Here is a 16,891-nt window from a genome sequence, read left to right as displayed (position 1 = left end):
TTCATAAAATAGAATATAGTAAAGAACTCTTTCGATGATTTATATCGAATTCTAAATCTCTAAGCATATTTATATATCAATATTTCTTTCTTATTCGTTTAAAAAATCACTATAAATTTTAAGCATTTCTTTACACACATTGTCTAAAGAATATTTCTTAACAAGTCTGGTACTATTTTTTCCAAATATCTGACGTTTATCAGGAACAGTATATAATTTGAATATTGCATTAGCAAAATCGTCAATTTTATCTAAATCAATAACATATCCATTCTCATTATTCGATACCAAATCACGATTTCCTCTACAATTTGTGACTACTAATGGTAACCCTGTAGCCATTGCCTCCATAACATTTACTGGTAATCCTTCTTGTCGGGATGATGAAATTGCAACATCAGACATTTTCATTAGATCCGGAACATCAGTCCGGTATCCAAGGAAATCAATAATTTCTTCTACACCTTTCTTTTTTACTATTTCTTTATAATTCTCAAGATAATCTCCGTCTCCAACAAAAAGTACTTTTAAATTAGGAATCTTATTTTTTAATAAACCGACTGCAGAAATTATCATATTTTGATTTTTCCTATAGCTAAGTTCAGCAACATATATTAAGATAAAATCATTTTTATCATAATTATAAACTTTTCTTAATTTCAATTTCTCTTTTTCTGTCGAAGTGGATCTAAGTCAAGATTTCGGACACAAAAAGATTAAGTTTTTTTCTGCACAACAACCATTCATGGAGTGTTCCACATCCCAAGTAGATTGTCAAAGTGAAAAGAGCCTTTGACAACCTACTCGGGACGTGGAGAAATAAACCCATGGATGTTGTGCCAAAAAAATGTGAGAGGGGACTAACTTGTAACCCTTAGGTTACGCTGCTGAACGACACATCTTTTCATACTCATCTGGTGTTAAATAACCAATGCTTCCATGAATTCGTTTGCGATTATACCAACCTTCGATGAATTGAAATAAGGCAATTCTCGCTGTCTCAAAGCTTTCGTATTTTGTTAGGTAAACTTCTTCTTTTTTCAGTGTAGCGTGAAATGATTCGATACAAGCGTTGTCATATGGACATCCTTTACGACTAAATGACGGAATCATATCGTATTTCTTAAGTAGTTCTTGGAATGCTTCACTTGTATATTGGGTTCCTAAATCAGTATGCACAATAAGTCCAGGGCCAGGTTGTTGATCTTCGATCGCATTCTGGAGTGCCTCGAGAACAATTTCTGTTGTCATTGTACGCGAAAATTTGTAGCCGACCACTTTTTTCGTATGTAAATCAAGTACGGATGCGAGATAACACCAGCCATCACGAAGTGTATGGATATACGTAATATCTGCTACCCATTTTTCGTTGATTGTTGTTGTGGTGAAATCTTGTTCAAGTACATTTTCGCGTTCTTTCACTGGCTCTCGTGTAGATGCTGGGCGATATTTTTTGACAATACATGATTGGATGCCTGCTTGCCTCATAAGACGTTGAACTCGTTTAATGCTACATGAATAGCCTTCTTTTTGAAGTATTTCATGGATTTTAGGTGCGCCATAGCGACCTTTACTTTCTTTGTGAATCACTTTAATCCGGTCAAGTAGCACTTCATTGGCGATATGATAGCTATTGGGTTTCTTATGAAATGAATCATAATACGTACTTCTTGGCAACTTTAAAACACGACACATCATTTGAATTGGGTGATGTTCGCTTTCTTCTGTAATAAAGTCGATCAGTTCTTGCTCATCTATTTTCTCGCGAATATGGTCATAGCCTTTTTTAAGATTTCGATCTCCTGTTTCAACCGAAGGTTTTCCTTTTGGATTGCATCTACATCTGACACAGTTAATTCCTGTGTTCCTTCAATTGGAGAGAGTTGCTTAATCCATTTATAAATAGTTACTTCTGACACACCATATTCGCTAGAGAGTTGACTGACCGGAGTACCTGAGCGATAAAGCTCAACTACTGTTTGTTTAAATTCTTGATTATAACGTTTTCGACTCATATTTCGGACACGACCTTTCGTTAGTTCAATAATAGTGACTTAACCAAGTTGTGTCCATGTATCTATACTACATTCAAAGGCTTAAATTTTTCTAGGTCTATTCCAACTCCACTAACTAATTTTGTTGAACATGCTCTCATTTTATTCCTTGCAACATAATAATCTTCACTGTTAATTGTAATAAGACAATCTGTATAATTTGATAACCATTTTTCAATGGGATAAAAAAACATCCAATTTTTTAATGAAGCTCCTTTATAAAAATGAAACCCATGAGCTGTATACATAACTTTTACATTCTTCAAATTTCTACAAGCCAATCTTACACAAGCAGATGCCACTGGTGTATGGGTATGAACTAGATCATATTTCTGTTTTTTAATCAAATTTTTTAATTTTTTATATGCAAATACATTTTTTTTACTTAAAGGAGAACGTTGAAATTCAATGTTATATATTTTACAACCGAGTTTCTTTAACTCTGTACTAGGTTCTTTTACAATATTAAAAGCAACGTCTACTTGATGTCCTTTTTCCATTAACAATTTAATATGAGGTACCAAAAATGCATTTACTGTATTTGATATTGTTGTAACATATAAAATCCTCAATTATAAAACCTCACATATCCTTTGATATTCAGTAAATAATAACTAAATAATATACTCTAGAAACGGCACCATATTGTCGAATAACTAATGTTAAATATTTAATAGTTTAATTAACGAATAATGGGCTATTAAATTTTTAAAGTTTTCAACTCATTATATTTCATCATATAAATTCCTTCATCATATTTTCCAATTCCATTTATATTAGCTGTACCAAGCACGTTTTTAAGAATCATTTTTGGAATATTAACACCACTCTCATACGCATGTGGATATCCTCCACCAAATCGAGGATTCACTTCGGAAATATAATATTCACCGTTAACTTTAAAAATATCTATATCAATAATACCTTTAAAACCAACATTTTTTACAAATCTCCTAATCAAATCAAAAAGTTGATCGTCTTTAACTGATACTGACTTATCAGTTTCTCCAGCTCTCATTTTTATTTTCTCTTTTGTAAATATAGCGACAGGTTCATTAGGCGCTGGGGGTCAGGCCCCGATACAGGACGAAGGCTATTTCGCACAAGAGAGCTAGACACCGAAGCTAGACATCATCGAAAAGTGGAAGCGCCTTGCTTAGCTCCGAGATGCGCTGAAGGGCTTGCGAGGAGGCTGTCGCCTCCACAGCAAGACCGAAGCGTCACGAGGAGCTAGGCGCTGGAACTAGACATCTCGAAAAGCGAAGCCAATCTCCTAACGCCGTAAGGAAAATGTTCTTCCGACAAGAAACGCCTGCCTTTCGAAGGAGAAAGTTCATCTTCCACTAGGCGTTGCGTATCGAAACTAGATATCACCAAAAATGGTTATCACTTTATAAACCTTAATTAACTGGTCGTTCAATTCCTCGATGTTTAAATTAGAATCAATCTTCCCTTTTTATATTTCAATTCACTACCGTCGCATAAATGATGTCTGAATTTTCAGTTTTATTTTTTCTGGACTTTAGAGAAAAAACGAAAACACCTAAGCGAGGGTAGTAAACATCCATTTTTTACCATAACCTATGACTTGTGCAACAACGACTGGCAAACCTTTATGGGACGCCGTTTCCTTCGATTTTTCGTAACTAAATGTGAGCGGATTTCCACAAAGAAGCCTTCAAATAGCGACTAATTTGTCAGTAACTGCGTTCGCTATTCGTGTTCAACTGAGCTAAAACATTCAGACCGTACACTATCATGGCTACGTACACTTGATTATGTACAGCTTGTTCACTGTGACCAAAAAACTTTTTAATGTTCCGATGTTGTTTCATCCATTTGAAAAAGTTCGATTGCCCAACGTGATTGGTAGATTTCTGCAATTTCATCTGCGTCCATGTCAAACCGACTTGTCAGTAAATAAAGCTCATTTCCTTTTGTATCATGCAATTTGAGTAAGCAAAACACGTTTTCAGAACGATTTTGTGGTGTTCCAATGACAACCATTTCATCAGAGAATACGGGTGAATCTTCTGGTAACGAAAAGGATTCTAACACTCGGACAACAGTGTTTTTACGCAAACGGGTCACAAAGAAATAGCCATCTTCCGTCATTTGATCAAAGCGCCCATCATCCAAGTAACCACGATCAAACACGTACATGCATTCTCTGTCATCCACGAATACTTCTAGTTGACCACGATCATGTTCGTTGGCATTCGTGAGTACGGCTTGATCTGGATAGGAGAGTCCTTTTTCCATCAAAACAAGTCGTAAGTGAAGCTTTACTCCTGATTTTGTTTTTCGAAACTCTGCCCACTTATGATTAATTAAGCGGTAATGTACTCGAATCAATGATTTTCAAAGGCGTTGTCACTTTTCTTCTTGTTTGGAAATTGGTTTTCCGATGAATTTGTGCCACTAAATCGAGAAAAATCGTTTGAAAGAACTCAGTTGGGATGGTATTGATTCGTCTCCCTAACTATGAAAAACGAATCGATTCCAATCCCGTTGCTCGTTGTAATTCTTCTAAAAAGACAGCGTCACTCAACGCCCGTAAACTCTCGGTTTCATGGAGTTGGGCATACAAAAGCAGTTTCATAAATGAAGCCATATAAAGCTTCTTGGTATAGTGATTTAATTGATGTGTTTTCACTAGGTCGTCAAATAATGGACGATTAATCGGTGAAAACCATTGTTCAAATGATGTTTTTCGTGTAAACTTATCCATGGTTTTATCCTTTGTATTGGATTTGGATGGTTTACTACCACCCAACCATTATAAAGGATTTTTTTGTGTTTGAATTATATTTCAGAAAATTCGGTTTATTCGAAGGTGTTAAATTATTTTAATGCGACGCTAGTGGCATATTTTATATTTAATAAGATTAAATTATTCGAACATATATTTCTCGTATTTGCTTTATTACACTATCTAATTTAAAATCTTCTATCATTTTTAAACTAGCTATACCAAATGATTCTCTTGTATTACTTGATAAATAAAGATTTTCAATCATTTTTGAAAACCTTTCTACATTGTCAATTTCAACAACATAACCATTCAACCCATTTTTCACCAAATCTCTATTTCCTCTACAATTTGTCACTACCAACGGTAATCCTGTGGCCATTGCTTCCATAACATTTACAGGTAATCCTTCACGTCTTGATGAAGAAACTGCAATATCAGAAATTAACATAAGATTTGGAACATCATTACGGTAACCTAAAAATTCCACATTTTTTTCTAACCCTAAATGATTCACTAACTGCTTATATTGTTCGACCATGTCTCCTCTTCCGACAAGTAATAATTTTAAATAAGGAATTTTACTTTTCAGTTTATAAACAACATTTATTAACATATCCTGATGTTTATTATGATTTAGTTCACCAACAAAAATCAAAATAAAATCCTTCTCTGAAAAACCATATTGTTTTCTTAACTGTATTTTTTTCTCTAACGTTTGAGGAATAAATTTTGAAGTATCAATCCCTACTCCATTCACCATTTCTACGTGTTTTGCTTTAAATTTTTCTTTGGCAATTTTGTAATCTTCATTATTAATCGTAATTAAACAATCTGTATATTTCGAAAGCCATTTTTCAATTGGATAATAAATCAGCCAATTTTGAATTGGAGCACCTTTATAAAAATGAAAACCGTGAGCAGTATAAATCACTTTTATATTGTTAAAATTTTTACAAGCAAGTCTTACACATGCAGAAGCAACTGGAGTATGGGTATGTACAAGATCATATTTTTCTTGTTGAATTAGTTTTTTTAGTTTTTTATATGCTTTTATATTTTCTTTTCGTAAAGGTGATCGTTGAAATTCGATATTATGGATTTTACATCCTAAATTATTTAACTCTTCATTAACTTCTTGAACAATATTAAAGGCACAATGTACCTCGTGCCCTTCTTCAATTAACATTTTAATATGGGGAATTAGAAATGCATTGACAGTATTGGATATTGTCGTGACATACAATATTTTCATACTCTATCTCCAAATCTCTAATTTTTCACACTTTTTTTGCTGGTATACCTATATATGTACCAGATTCAGTAATATTTTTTACAACTACTGCCCCTGCTCCAATATTGACATTTTGAGTAATAATGATGTTATTTCTTACTATTGAACCTATTCCCAACCAAGAACCTTGTCCAACTTTAACCGTCCCCGCCAAATGCGCACCAGGCGAGATATGAACAAAATCCTCAATGATGTTGTCGTGATCGATTGTAGCACTGGTATTGATAATGCAGCCTTTACCAATTTTGGTACAGCAGTTAATTACAACTCCTGCCATGACTACTGTTCCAATCCCAATTTCAACATCATTGCCGATAATGGCACTGGGATGTATTAAAACTGGAATACTTGCTCCTAATTTTTCCAGCATGCTTTGAATCTTTTCTCTCGTACTGTTGTTTCCGATACCTACAATTACATCATGAGAATCTATAAATTTATGAACATCTTTTGTAGTTCCGATCACATCAATCCCCATGGATGATTTTAAATTTTGGTTATCATCCAAAAAGGAAATGCTTTCCCATTTATTCATTTTTAATGCGATATCTGCTACAACTTTTCCGTGTCCACTTGCCCCGATAATCAGAAGTTTATTTTTCATATACAATGTCTTCCTTTTTATTTCCTGTAAAAGGCTCCATCGTTGCTGCAGTTTCTGAATTGATTCCTTCTCGAACAAATACTTTTTTAACGGTCAGTAAAATAATTTTCCAATCCCCGATAAAACTTACATGATCCACATATCGAACATCTAAATCAAACTTCTCTTCCCAACTGATGGCATTTCGACCGTTGACTTGGGCAAGGCCGGTTAAGCCTGGTCTTACTTCATGACGCCGTTTTTGATGATCATTATATAAAGGAAGATATTGCACCAATAACGGTCTCGGTCCCACAATCGACATATCCCCTTTTAAAATATTAAACAGTTCCGGTAATTCATCCAAAGAGGTGGAACGCAAAAACTTCCCGAACTTCGTCAATCTCACACTGTCAGGAAGCAGTTCTCCATTCTCATCCCGCTCATCCGTCATCGTGCGGAATTTGTACATTGTAAAGATTTTTTCATTCAGTCCGGGCCGTTGTTGTTTAAAGATCACCGGGCTTCCCAATTTTATTTTAACAAGCAGTGCGACGATTAAGAAAATGGGACTCAATACGATAATGGCAATCAAAGATAATATAAAATCCATTGGTCTCTTTATAAATCTTTTATAAATTCCACCTTTCGAATTCATCTTTTTGCCCACAACTCCTTAATCGTTCCACACACTCTTTTCAAATCCTCATCCGTCATCTTCGTATCGGACGGCAGGCAAACACCGTTTTCAAATAACTCCGCTGCGACATCCGATCCAAGATGGATATAATCATATTTTTCATAGAACGGTTGCAAATGCATTGGTTTCCATACAGGTCTTGATTCAATATTTTCTTTTTCCAATGCTTCAATGACATCCATTGGTCGGATGTCTCCTGTCAGTTGGATGACACTAAGCCAATAGTTCGGTTCATTCCATTCATTAACTGGCATGAACTCAATCCCTTCTAATTCGCCTAGTTCACTTTTATAAAATTCAAAGATATATTTCTTTTTTGCTACTCTGTCGTCTAATACTTTCAATTGACCTCTACCAATTCCAGCAAGCACGTTGCTCATGCGGTAGTTGTAGCCCAATTCGCTATGTTGATAGTGTCTTGCCTGATCGCGGGATTGGGTGGACCAGAATCGCGCTTTCTCAATTTTATCCACATGATCGGAAACAAGCATTCCGCCGCCGGATGTGGTAATGATTTTATTGCCATTGAACGAAAAGATTCCGTAATCGCCAAAAGTACCTGTATGTTTCCCTTTATAATATGCGCCCAAAGACTCGGCAGCATCTTCAATAATTGGTACATTATGTCTACGGCAAATCTCTAAAATTTTATCCATATCTGCCGATAAGCCATATAGGTGGACTACAATGACGGCCTTCACATTTAGATATTTTTCAAAGGCCTTTTCCAAAGCTTCCGGCGACATATTCCAAGTTTCCGGGTCACTGTCAATGAAAACCGGAATCGCATGCTGGTAGATGATCGGATTGGATGTCGCTGCAAAGGTGAGAGATTGACAGAATACAATATCTCCTTCACCCACTCCGGCTGCCTTTAATGCAAGATGCATCGCGGCGGTTCCGGATGAAAGCGCTAGCGCAGCTTTTGAGCCCACTTTTTCCGCAAGTTCCTTTTCAAATTGATTGACATTCTCTCCTAATGGAGCAATCCAATTGGTCTCAAAAGCTTCTTTTACATACTGCATTTCGTACCCTTCATCGCTCATATGGGGTGAAGAGAGATAAATTCTTTCTGTCATGATACATAGCTTCCTTTCCTACAATTAAATAATGGATAATTGAGTCGGTGTATAGTGGATTTCATCTTGTTCCTGAACAAGATCCCATTTTTTATTTGCCACATCAATCGTAATTCGTTTGATCTCGTCAGGATTTTTCAATGTTTTTAATTGCCCCAATAGCATCATCAACTGATGATGTTCCATGCAGTGGGCTTTGCCGACATGGATTTTCGGAAAGATGGATGCTTCCTGGATTTCTTCCGGATTGAGCAACTCTTCATACATTTTTTCACCCGGACGAATGCCGGTAAATTCAATTTTGATTTCATCTTCCGTGAATCCGGACAAGTGGATGAGATTTCGCGCCAAGTCCACAATTTTGACCGGTTCCCCCATATCCAATACGAACACTTCTCCGCCTTTTGCCAGCGCGCCGGCCTGGAGTACAAGTCGTGATGCTTCCGGAATGGTCATGAAGTATCTTGTCATGTCCGGATGTGTCACCGTTACCGGTCCACCTTTGGCAATTTGCGCCTTGAACCGAGGCACGACACTGCCTCTGGAACCTAGTACATTCCCGAAACGTACCGCCGCAAAATTGGTGTTGCTCCGTTTTGCCAAGTCCTGGACCACCATTTCAGCGATGCGTTTCGACGCTCCCATCACGTTTGTCGGGTTGACGGCTTTATCCGTCGAAATCATGACAAAGTTTTTCACGCCAAATTCATGGGCGGCATCCGCCACATTTTTCGTACCAAAAATATTGTTTTCAACCGCTTCGGTCGGATTGTATTCCATCAACGGCACATGTTTATGGGCCGCCGCATGGTATATCACATCCGGTTTATATTGTTTGACGATTTCAAAGATCCGTCTGCGATCCCGGATATCCGCAATCACCGGGATTAATTCGGTTTGGCTGTTTCCATGTTTTTCTTTCAATTCCATCAAGATGGTGTAGATGGAGTTCTCCCCATGGCCCAACAATATCAATTTTTTCGGATTGAAATTCATCACTTGCCGGCAAATTTCGGAACCGATGGAGCCCCCAGCTCCTGTAATCAGGATGGTTTTATTCGTCAATTTTTTCGAAATGGCATTCATGTCGAGTTTGACTTCATCCCGGCCAAGCAAATCCTCGATGTTCACTTCTTTCATATCACTGACGGACACTTTCCCCGTCATGACATCTTCAATATTCGGCATGATTTTGACCTTGGCGTTGGTTTGCGCGCAACGGTCATAGATGCTTTTGATACCAAAACGTCCTAATGATGGAATGGCGATAAAAATTTCCTCGATATTGTATTTTTTAACAATTTCGGGTATATCGCGGGTTGTACCCTTCACTGTGACGTCCAGGATTTTTAAATGTTGTTTTTTCGGATCGTCATCCACAATCGCAACTGGCCGATATTCCGGATTCGGTGCCCGTTTCAAGTTGCGGATGAGCATCGCGCCGCCTTGTCCCGCCCCCACAATCAATACCCGTTTCAAGTTGTCCGCTCTTCGGAAGGATTCCCGGTCATTGAGCATCCGGACAATAAAACGGGATCCGCCAATCAGAATGATATGCAGCATCCATGTGACCATCATCACACGGAAATAAACATCATGATTGATGATGTATTGCATGAAGCTGGCGGTCATTACAGAAATGGTCACCGCAACACAAATGATAAGGAGTTCCCGGACCGAAGCCACACTCCACATCCGGTCGTATAAATGGAAAAAGTAAGCCGCAATGTGATGACTGATCAAAAGCGTTATGGCACTGAGTAAGATTAATTTGTTGTCATAGACATTCAGTGTCGGATGCAGCAGCCAATAGCTGATAAAGATTGCTGATAGGACAATGCATGAATCGATGGTAAAAAATAGGAGATAACGCTTTTGATAGCTCATAAAAAGTCAACCTTCTTTCTACTAAATTTCAAAAGTGTCGATTGCGAGAAATTCTTAGAGGTCTTTGATATGTATAACCGAGCATTTCAAGTGTTTTAATAGGATATCTTATGCTACTAGTAAACCGCTTGAACATGCACCCGATGTTCGTTCATAGAATGTGAATCCAATTGATTAATTCATTCTATCATTTAATTCAACCGGTTTCCCTTGTTAATTATTTCATTTATTGCTTTGTGTAACCGTTATTCGTATTTGATGATGGTGGATGTTCAGGTTGCGGATTGGTGTTATGTCGAAAAGCTGGTGTCATCCATCGAACGGACTTCTGATCCCGGCTTTGTTTATATGAAATCAATGCTCATCATGTTGATCCACAATGATGAGCAGCGTTTTGTATTTTTATTGACCATTTTGAAACCTTTGAAACTTCTTTTTCGTTATTTATGTTAAGCGGGTTTCGAGTGTTTTTATTGAGCAAAGGCAAACCTTTTTAGTTTTCTATAAAATCGGTGGCTGAACCCACAGCGGCGGTAGTGATCTTAAATAAGGCCTGTCCACTAAACCAAGGATGCTTACGGATTGGTCAAAACCCATCCGTTTCGACAAATCCCATCACATAACGAGCCTCTATATAACAATCCGCGGAGCTGCGAATATTACTACCGTAAGAACAATGGAAATGTGAAATGAAGAATTTTCTGTCTACTCGAAATATTGGAACAATTTATGAGTTTTGATTAAAATTTCCATATCGGTCAAAACGATACTTTCTATTCCTTATTATATTATATATTTCTTTTGTATCAATCGCACCATTTTCTTAGTTATTTTCAGTAAGAAAGTCCAGGAATTTCGCACTAATCATTCAAGATTCAACAAAAAAAGAGAACCATTTCCATTTGTGAATCAATTATTCACAACCAATGTTTCTCTTTATTTGACATTATACAATACGTTCTGTCAGAAATCTACCAATATTTTCATAAAATACTATGATTCAGGGGCATTTCCGGGTGGAAATTCAAAAATAATTTTAATGAACCACCAACGTTTTTCCTAATGTATAGGAGTAAATAGGCTTATAAAAATTACTGATTATTACTATTTTGATAAATACGTCCAGATGAAAAATTACTATTTTTGTATACATCTTTGTTAAACTTAACTACTAAATATCCGTAACCATCTCTACCATCTTTTTGAATTACTGCAGATGTTAATTCTGGAGCTTCAGTATCTTCTTTTACTTGAATTGCTTTACTAAATGCTTTAATGCCTTCACCAGAAAGGTCAATAATTGCGTCTGCATCAATTGATACATTTCCATAACCAACTGATAATGGTGAAATAAGCTCAATGATAAACTTAGTTTTATCATTTTTATCTTGTTCCACTTTAGTAACCGTATTTCCAGAAACATCAACTGCAGCAGTGCCGAATTTTACAACTTCTTCACTAAATTTGATTTCTAATTTTTGTGGGTTAATTACTGTAATATCAGTTACTTCTGAAGCTTTGCCATCACTTTCACCTTTAGTAAGTGAAATAGATGCTGGGTTTGGTGATAAAAGATTGTTATTCCAGTCTACAGCTCCTACTAATTTTAATTCGATTTCTTTATTAGACTTAACTGCTGTATTTAGGTTAACCAATAGTTCACCTTTAAGTTGTAAATCAGTTGTATCAAGAACAATATCTTCTGTACCTGTAGTACCTACACTTAAAGTTGTTCCATCTGCAACATATTTAGCACTGAAGTTAGCACCAGTAAGGCTTTTAACAGGTTCAGAGAATTTTACTTTGTATTGTGAAGCATGAACTTTTTGCACACTAGCAATAGTTGGTCTATCTTGATCGTCTACTTTGATTACACCAGAGTTATATGCAGGTAGATTTTCATTTTTTGTATTATCAGCTGCTAATACTTTATCTTTAGCAATAGATAATACATACTCACCGTTCATGTATTCAGTGGCATTAAGTGTGATTTGCTATTCCCATAATTTTTTGGAATAGAAAGAAAGAACTAAGCAAGCAAATTAAAAAGCAACCTCCCGAAAATAGAAATGGGGGTTTTAAGAAAATAATTAGTTGGGAATTTTTATATGGTAATCAATTATAGGGAGTGAATAAACGTGAAATTTGATCCAAATCAGCATCTTCATTTAGGATATTATGAGAACAATGTTGATTTAGAAGCAGTCGCATATAAAATTCAGAATGAAAATAAATGGGTAGTTTTTTTAGATAATGAACAAGATACTACATTAGTTAAAAAAATATTAGATAAGTATGATTTCCATGAAAAATATGGTTACAAGATTTTTACTGTTGATGCAGATGATTTATCTTATGAAGTCGGAAGTAAGCTATTTGAAGAATGGTTAAAAGCAAATAATATAATATTATAAAATATAAGAAATAAGGAACGAATTTGCTAACGCAACTTCAATCCATGCCCCAAGTGATGAAAAACACTTGGGGCATTTTTCAATTCGTATCGTATAGCCTCTTCCCAAAAAGGACACAGAACTTCTACCCCGAGTTCGACAGTTTGAAGCTCACTTTAGGCAAACACAATTTAGAAATTGTTTTCAACAAAAAACAAACGTTTTATTTTTATTATAAATAGAAGCCCCTTTCGAGATGATGTATAAAATTTTGTGTAAAGCTTTTTGCTAGACCAAAAGAAAAAAGGTAGGGGATTTTCTGATTGGACCAAAAATCTTAGAGAAAGGAGTACCCTACCTATGACTAAAAGGATACCGAATGTCGACTGGGCAAATCAACTGGAAAATGCCATTCGTCACTTTGTGAAAGAAAAATTCGAACTGATCATGCGGAAAGAAATCAAACATTTCCTCGAAATCGAACCAGCGGACACATCCAATATGAGAAACGGCTACGATCAACGAAATCGAGATACGCAATATGGCCGGATTGAGGGGCTTTTGGTGCCAAGAGAACGAAACGGGGAATTTCAAACCCAATTGTTTGCCCCTTATCAACGGCACATCGGCTGGCTGGAGGAAGCCATCATCAGGATGTATCAAAGTGGTATGAGTACGCGTGAAATTGGCAAGTTTATCGAACGAATTCTAGGAAATGCTTATTCTCCAGCGACGATCAGCCGTATTACCGATGTAGTGAAGGAAGACATCGAGAAATGGCACCATCGTCCACTATCCAAACGTTATTCTGTCTTATATTTGGACGGCTTGTACGTGAAACTTCGCCGGGATACGGTAGAGAAAGAAGTTATTTATGTGGTGTTAGGAGTGAATGAAGAAGGATATCGCGAAATTCTGGATTTCTTCGTGGGAGGACAAGAAAGCGCCTATGGATGGCGGGAGATTCTCCAACAGCTCTACAAAAGAGGCGTCAAGGAAGTGCTTCTGGGCGTATTCGATGGCCTTCCGGGGCTGGAGGAAGCCTTTAAGGCGGTGTATCCGAAAGCCGATGTGCAGCGCTGTGTCGTGCACAAAGTCCGCAACACCCTCAGCCGTGTTCGGAAAAAAGACCAATTCGAAGTGGCAGAGGACCTCAAGCTGATTTATCGCGCGCCGAATAAGGAGATGGCGTTACAAATGTTTCAACAGTTTGAGTCGAAATGGTCCAGCAAGTATCCGAGAGAAGTTCAATCTTGGGCCAATGAGTTGGATGTCCTCCTTACATTTATGGATGATCCAAGCAGTATTCGAAGTGTGATTTACACGACCAATGCCATCGAACGAACGATCAAGGAGATTCGGAAACGCCTAAAACCGATGAACAGTTTGAATAGTTTAGAAGCCGCTGAAAAAATCGTGTATTTGACCATTCAAGATTTTAATGAGAAATGGGCAGGGCGAAAGTTAAGAAGATTTGCCGAAGCGCAGGAAGCCCTCGAGTGAATGTTTGAAGAACGTTATCATTAACCAAATACTGTAAATAAACAAAATAGGGGGATTCTCCCTTCCCCCACAGGAAACTGAATATTCAGTCTCTTGTGGGGAGGAAAGCGCAATGATTACCTCGGTATCGGATTGAGTCTCAAATGGATATCCCTTTGCAAGCGATTCCTCCCTCAATTCCACATAGTTATAGATTTCGCCATTAAATATAATCCAATATCGCTCATTTTCATAAGACAATGGCTGATGCCCTGCCTCAAGGTCAATAATGCTCAGCCGTCGAAATCCAAAGTTTACATATTCATCAAAAAAATAACCATCATCGTCAGGACCCCGATGAATAATGATATCATTCATTTCTTGAAACGTTTCTTTCCATTTTCCATCAATGGTTCTCGGATGATCATGAATGCACCCAATAAAACCGCACATGATATTGTTCCCTCACTTTATCAAGTGAATTTATAGATTCACAATGTTGCTGTCAGAATAGTATATTTTTTGAAAAACATAAATTTAACAAGCTCTATTTTCTATAGAGTTCCTGTAATGAACTTTAAACAATGATTTCTTCTGAAATCTGTTGCGATATTCTCATAATAGAAACAGATTAACATAAAAAACGTTAAAAAATTAGGGAAAATTACCTAAATTCCATCTATTCTATATGAATTAAATCTTTTATAAACACTTAATCTTTATCCTCTTGACAGACTCCTACATTTCCTATTAGACGGATTAATTCAAAAATAGGCAAACAAGCTATTACCTATAACCGCAAGTAACCGATTATAGAGAGTGACTTGTTTTTTATTTCATCCCTCTCATTAACATCGAATAATTTCCCAAAATTACTTATATAGCTCTTTTCTCCATAAATTTTGCAAATTTATTTTTTATGATGATATTAGCAATCATTCAAATGACATATTTACGGAGGGAGCTAGAATGAAGAAATTATTGTTTGGAACCGTTTTGGCGGGAGTTGTTGCTATTGGTGCGGCATGCTCAAACGATTCGATGCAAGGACATGATATGGCAAACATGAAAAATAAAACGCCTGAAGTCAGCAAACAACTGCCTTCAGCAACAAATATGGAAGTGTTAACGGGCAAAGAGATTCACCTTACCGCAAAGGAAGCGCTATTACAAATAAATGACAAAGTAAAACTTCCGGTCTACACGTACAATGGATCGGTTCCAGGAGCACAAATCCGGGTGAAACAAGGAGATACGGTGAAAATCCATTTGAAAAATGAATTACCAGAACCGGTTACGATTCACTGGCATGGCTACCCTGTTCCAAATCGTCAAGATGGAGTTCCGGGCGTCACGATGAACGCAATTCAACCGGGTGAAACCTTTACGTATGAATTTACTGCAACCGTACCGGGAACATATTGGTATCATTCTCATCAAGAAAGCGCGAAACAAGTAGATAAAGGGTTGTATGGCACATTCATCGTAGAGCCGAGGAATGAAGAAAAAGCCGATCGGGATTATACACTTGTATTCGATGAATGGATAAGTAATCCTGATGAAAGCAACATGGATATGAGCGGCATGGATCATAGTCAGATGGAACATGGCTCGATGAACAGTATGAATCACGATATGAGTATGTATGATATTTTTACGATTAACGGGAAAAGCGGTTCCGCTATCAAACCTTTAAAAGTGAAGAAAGGAGAAAAAGTACGACTTCGCCTTGTAAACGCAGGATACATGTCCCACAAACTCCATTTACACGGTCATGATTTTAAAATTGTCGCAACAGACGGGCAACCGTTAAAAGATCCGCAGCCAATCAAAGATGAATTATTAAATATTGCTCCGGGTGAACGTTACGATATTGAATTTACAGCGAATAATCCGGGAGAATGGTTATTAGAATGCCATGGTAATATGAAAGGTACCGGTGACATGAAAGTGAAAATTCAATACGAAGGCGAAAAAGGCAACACTGATAAAGCGAATGCAACAGAAAATTTACCTGTAGTTGATATGACAAGCTACGGAAAGCAAGAGTTGGGTGAATTTACATTAGATCAAAAATATGATGTAGAGTATACAATGGATTTAGGAACCGCGATGGGCAAAGATGGCATGGTCTTCACGATTAATGGGAAAACGTATCCTGAAACAGCACCTGTCAATGTGAAGACAGGAGATTTAGTAAAAGTAAAATTGGTGAACCATTCACCGACAGATTTACATCCTATGCATTTACACGGACACTTCTTCCAAGTATTAAGTAAAAATGGTAAGCCAATTACAGGCTCTCCATTGATTAAGGATACGTTGAATTTAAAACCGGGTGAAGAATATGTAGTCGCATTTAAAGCGGATAATCCGGGAAATTGGATGTTCCATTGCCATGACTTGCACCATGCTTCAGCCGGAATGGTCACAGAAGTAACATATAAAGATTACAAATCTGACTATAAGCCAGATCCGAATGACACAACAAATAAACCTGAATAACGATGAAAATGGGGCTGTCTAAAAAGTCCATTTTAGTTGAAAATCCGCCAAAATTAAAACCCAAAGAATGTTGATTTTACAGCATTCTTTGGGTTTGCTTTTTTTAGATTTCGGGATTAAATACTACTTTTCGGACAGCCCCATTTCTTACCTCTAGTCAAG

The 16,891-nt window shown here is 37.0% G+C and carries 14 protein-coding genes and 2 pseudogenes; 4 read left to right on the top strand and 12 right to left on the bottom strand.

What is annotated here, in order from left to right:
* Window positions 1-90: 90 nt before the first annotated feature.
* From NST13_RS15070 to NST13_RS15025, 10 genes and pseudogenes are all read right to left on the bottom strand, one after another.
* A complete protein-coding gene (locus tag NST13_RS15070; protein WP_342580952.1) occupies window positions 91-663 on the bottom strand; it encodes a glycosyltransferase in 573 nt (190 codons plus the stop codon).
* A gap of 216 nt (window positions 664-879) precedes the next feature.
* Window positions 880-2,015, bottom strand: a protein-coding gene (locus tag NST13_RS15065) for an IS3 family transposase (RefSeq protein ID WP_342580951.1) whose coding sequence is annotated in 2 segments (ribosomal slippage) — window positions 880-1,793 and window positions 1,793-2,015 — 1,137 coding nt in all. Because the reading frame shifts where the segments join, the coding sequence is not laid out codon by codon here.
* Between the two features lie 62 nt (window positions 2,016-2,077).
* Window positions 2,078-2,626: a glycosyltransferase gene (locus tag NST13_RS15060; RefSeq protein ID WP_342580950.1), complete on the bottom strand. Its 549-nt coding sequence runs from the start codon at window positions 2,624-2,626 to the stop codon at window positions 2,078-2,080.
* A gap of 128 nt (window positions 2,627-2,754) precedes the next feature.
* The gene (locus NST13_RS15055) at window positions 2,755-3,078 is read right to left on the bottom strand and encodes an ATP-grasp domain-containing protein (RefSeq protein ID WP_342581871.1); all 324 of its coding nucleotides are present in this window, start codon (window positions 3,076-3,078) and stop codon (window positions 2,755-2,757) included.
* Window positions 3,079-3,700: 622 nt separating this feature from the next.
* Window positions 3,701-4,785 (bottom strand): annotated as a pseudogene (locus NST13_RS15050) (IS4 family transposase).
* 157 nt (window positions 4,786-4,942) lie between these two features.
* On the bottom strand, window positions 4,943-6,061 hold the full coding sequence (locus NST13_RS15045) for a glycosyltransferase family 4 protein (protein WP_342580949.1): 1,119 nt from the start codon (window positions 6,059-6,061) through the stop codon (window positions 4,943-4,945).
* A 25-nt stretch (window positions 6,062-6,086) separates the two neighbouring features.
* On the bottom strand, window positions 6,087-6,704 hold the full coding sequence (locus NST13_RS15040; RefSeq protein WP_342580948.1) for an acetyltransferase: 618 nt from the start codon (window positions 6,702-6,704) through the stop codon (window positions 6,087-6,089).
* Window positions 6,694-7,341 carry a sugar transferase gene (locus NST13_RS15035; protein WP_342580947.1) on the bottom strand — a complete coding sequence of 216 codons (648 nt, stop codon included), beginning with the start codon at window positions 7,339-7,341 and terminating at the stop codon, window positions 6,694-6,696. The genes NST13_RS15040 and NST13_RS15035 overlap by 11 nt, the downstream gene beginning before the upstream one ends.
* A complete protein-coding gene (locus tag NST13_RS15030; protein WP_342580946.1) occupies window positions 7,338-8,462 on the bottom strand; it encodes an aminotransferase class I/II-fold pyridoxal phosphate-dependent enzyme in 1,125 nt (374 codons plus the stop codon). The genes NST13_RS15035 and NST13_RS15030 overlap by 4 nt, the downstream gene beginning before the upstream one ends.
* Before the next feature lie 24 nt (window positions 8,463-8,486).
* Window positions 8,487-10,349, bottom strand: a complete 1,863-nt coding sequence (locus NST13_RS15025; RefSeq protein ID WP_342580945.1) for a nucleoside-diphosphate sugar epimerase/dehydratase — start codon at window positions 10,347-10,349, stop codon at window positions 8,487-8,489.
* Window positions 10,350-10,559: 210 nt separating this feature from the next.
* Between NST13_RS15025 and NST13_RS15020 the strand changes: the two genes are divergently transcribed.
* Window positions 10,560-10,802 carry a hypothetical protein gene (locus NST13_RS15020; RefSeq protein WP_342580944.1) on the top strand — a complete coding sequence of 81 codons (243 nt, stop codon included), beginning with the start codon at window positions 10,560-10,562 and terminating at the stop codon, window positions 10,800-10,802.
* Between the two features lie 638 nt (window positions 10,803-11,440).
* Here the strand turns inward: NST13_RS15020 and NST13_RS15015 are convergent.
* Complete coding sequence (locus tag NST13_RS15015; protein ID WP_342580943.1) at window positions 11,441-12,316, bottom strand: hypothetical protein; 876 nt, start codon at window positions 12,314-12,316, stop codon at window positions 11,441-11,443.
* A 171-nt stretch (window positions 12,317-12,487) separates the two neighbouring features.
* On the opposite strand from NST13_RS15015, the gene NST13_RS15010 reads away from it, so the two are divergent.
* The gene (locus NST13_RS15010; protein WP_342580942.1) at window positions 12,488-12,763 is read left to right on the top strand and encodes a DUF3986 family protein; all 276 of its coding nucleotides are present in this window, start codon (window positions 12,488-12,490) and stop codon (window positions 12,761-12,763) included.
* 339 nt (window positions 12,764-13,102) lie between these two features.
* A complete protein-coding gene (locus NST13_RS15005) occupies window positions 13,103-14,245 on the top strand; it encodes an IS256 family transposase (protein ID WP_342580941.1) in 1,143 nt (380 codons plus the stop codon).
* Between the two features lie 108 nt (window positions 14,246-14,353).
* Here NST13_RS15005 and NST13_RS15000 read toward each other — a convergent pair.
* Window positions 14,354-14,677 (bottom strand): annotated as a pseudogene (locus NST13_RS15000) (asparagine synthetase B); the annotation flags it as partial.
* Window positions 14,678-15,193: 516 nt separating this feature from the next.
* Between NST13_RS15000 and NST13_RS14995 the strand changes: the two are divergent.
* Entirely contained in the window at window positions 15,194-16,729 is a 1,536-nt protein-coding gene (locus NST13_RS14995; RefSeq protein WP_208651059.1) for a multicopper oxidase family protein, read from the top strand.
* Window positions 16,730-16,891: the final 162 nt, after the last annotated feature.

The sequence above is a fragment of the Ureibacillus sp. FSL W7-1570 genome (assembly GCF_038593265.1).
GTDB lineage: Bacteria > Bacillota > Bacilli > Bacillales_A > Planococcaceae > Ureibacillus > Ureibacillus suwonensis.
The sequence above is the reverse complement of the archived record's forward strand: the minus strand, read 5'-3'. Positions and strand labels throughout refer to the sequence as shown.

What these genes read in the sequence shown, in the direction of transcription:
- NST13_RS15045 (WP_342580949.1), bottom strand. Translation starts at nt 6,061, where the DNA reads ATGAAAATATTGTATGTCACGACAATATCCAATACTGTCAATGCATTT.
- NST13_RS15015 (WP_342580943.1), bottom strand. Translation starts at nt 12,316, where the DNA reads ATGAACGGTGAGTATGTATTATCTATTGCTAAAGATAAAGTATTAGCA.
- NST13_RS15035 (WP_342580947.1), bottom strand. Translation starts at nt 7,341, where the DNA reads ATGAATTCGAAAGGTGGAATTTATAAAAGATTTATAAAGAGACCAATG.
- NST13_RS15005 (WP_342580941.1), top strand. Translation starts at nt 13,103, where the DNA reads ATGACTAAAAGGATACCGAATGTCGACTGGGCAAATCAACTGGAAAAT.
- NST13_RS15025 (WP_342580945.1), bottom strand. Translation starts at nt 10,349, where the DNA reads ATGAGCTATCAAAAGCGTTATCTCCTATTTTTTACCATCGATTCATGC.
- NST13_RS14995 (WP_208651059.1), top strand. Translation starts at nt 15,194, where the DNA reads ATGAAGAAATTATTGTTTGGAACCGTTTTGGCGGGAGTTGTTGCTATT.
- NST13_RS15040 (WP_342580948.1), bottom strand. Translation starts at nt 6,704, where the DNA reads ATGAAAAATAAACTTCTGATTATCGGGGCAAGTGGACACGGAAAAGTT.
- NST13_RS15030 (WP_342580946.1), bottom strand. Translation starts at nt 8,462, where the DNA reads ATGACAGAAAGAATTTATCTCTCTTCACCCCATATGAGCGATGAAGGG.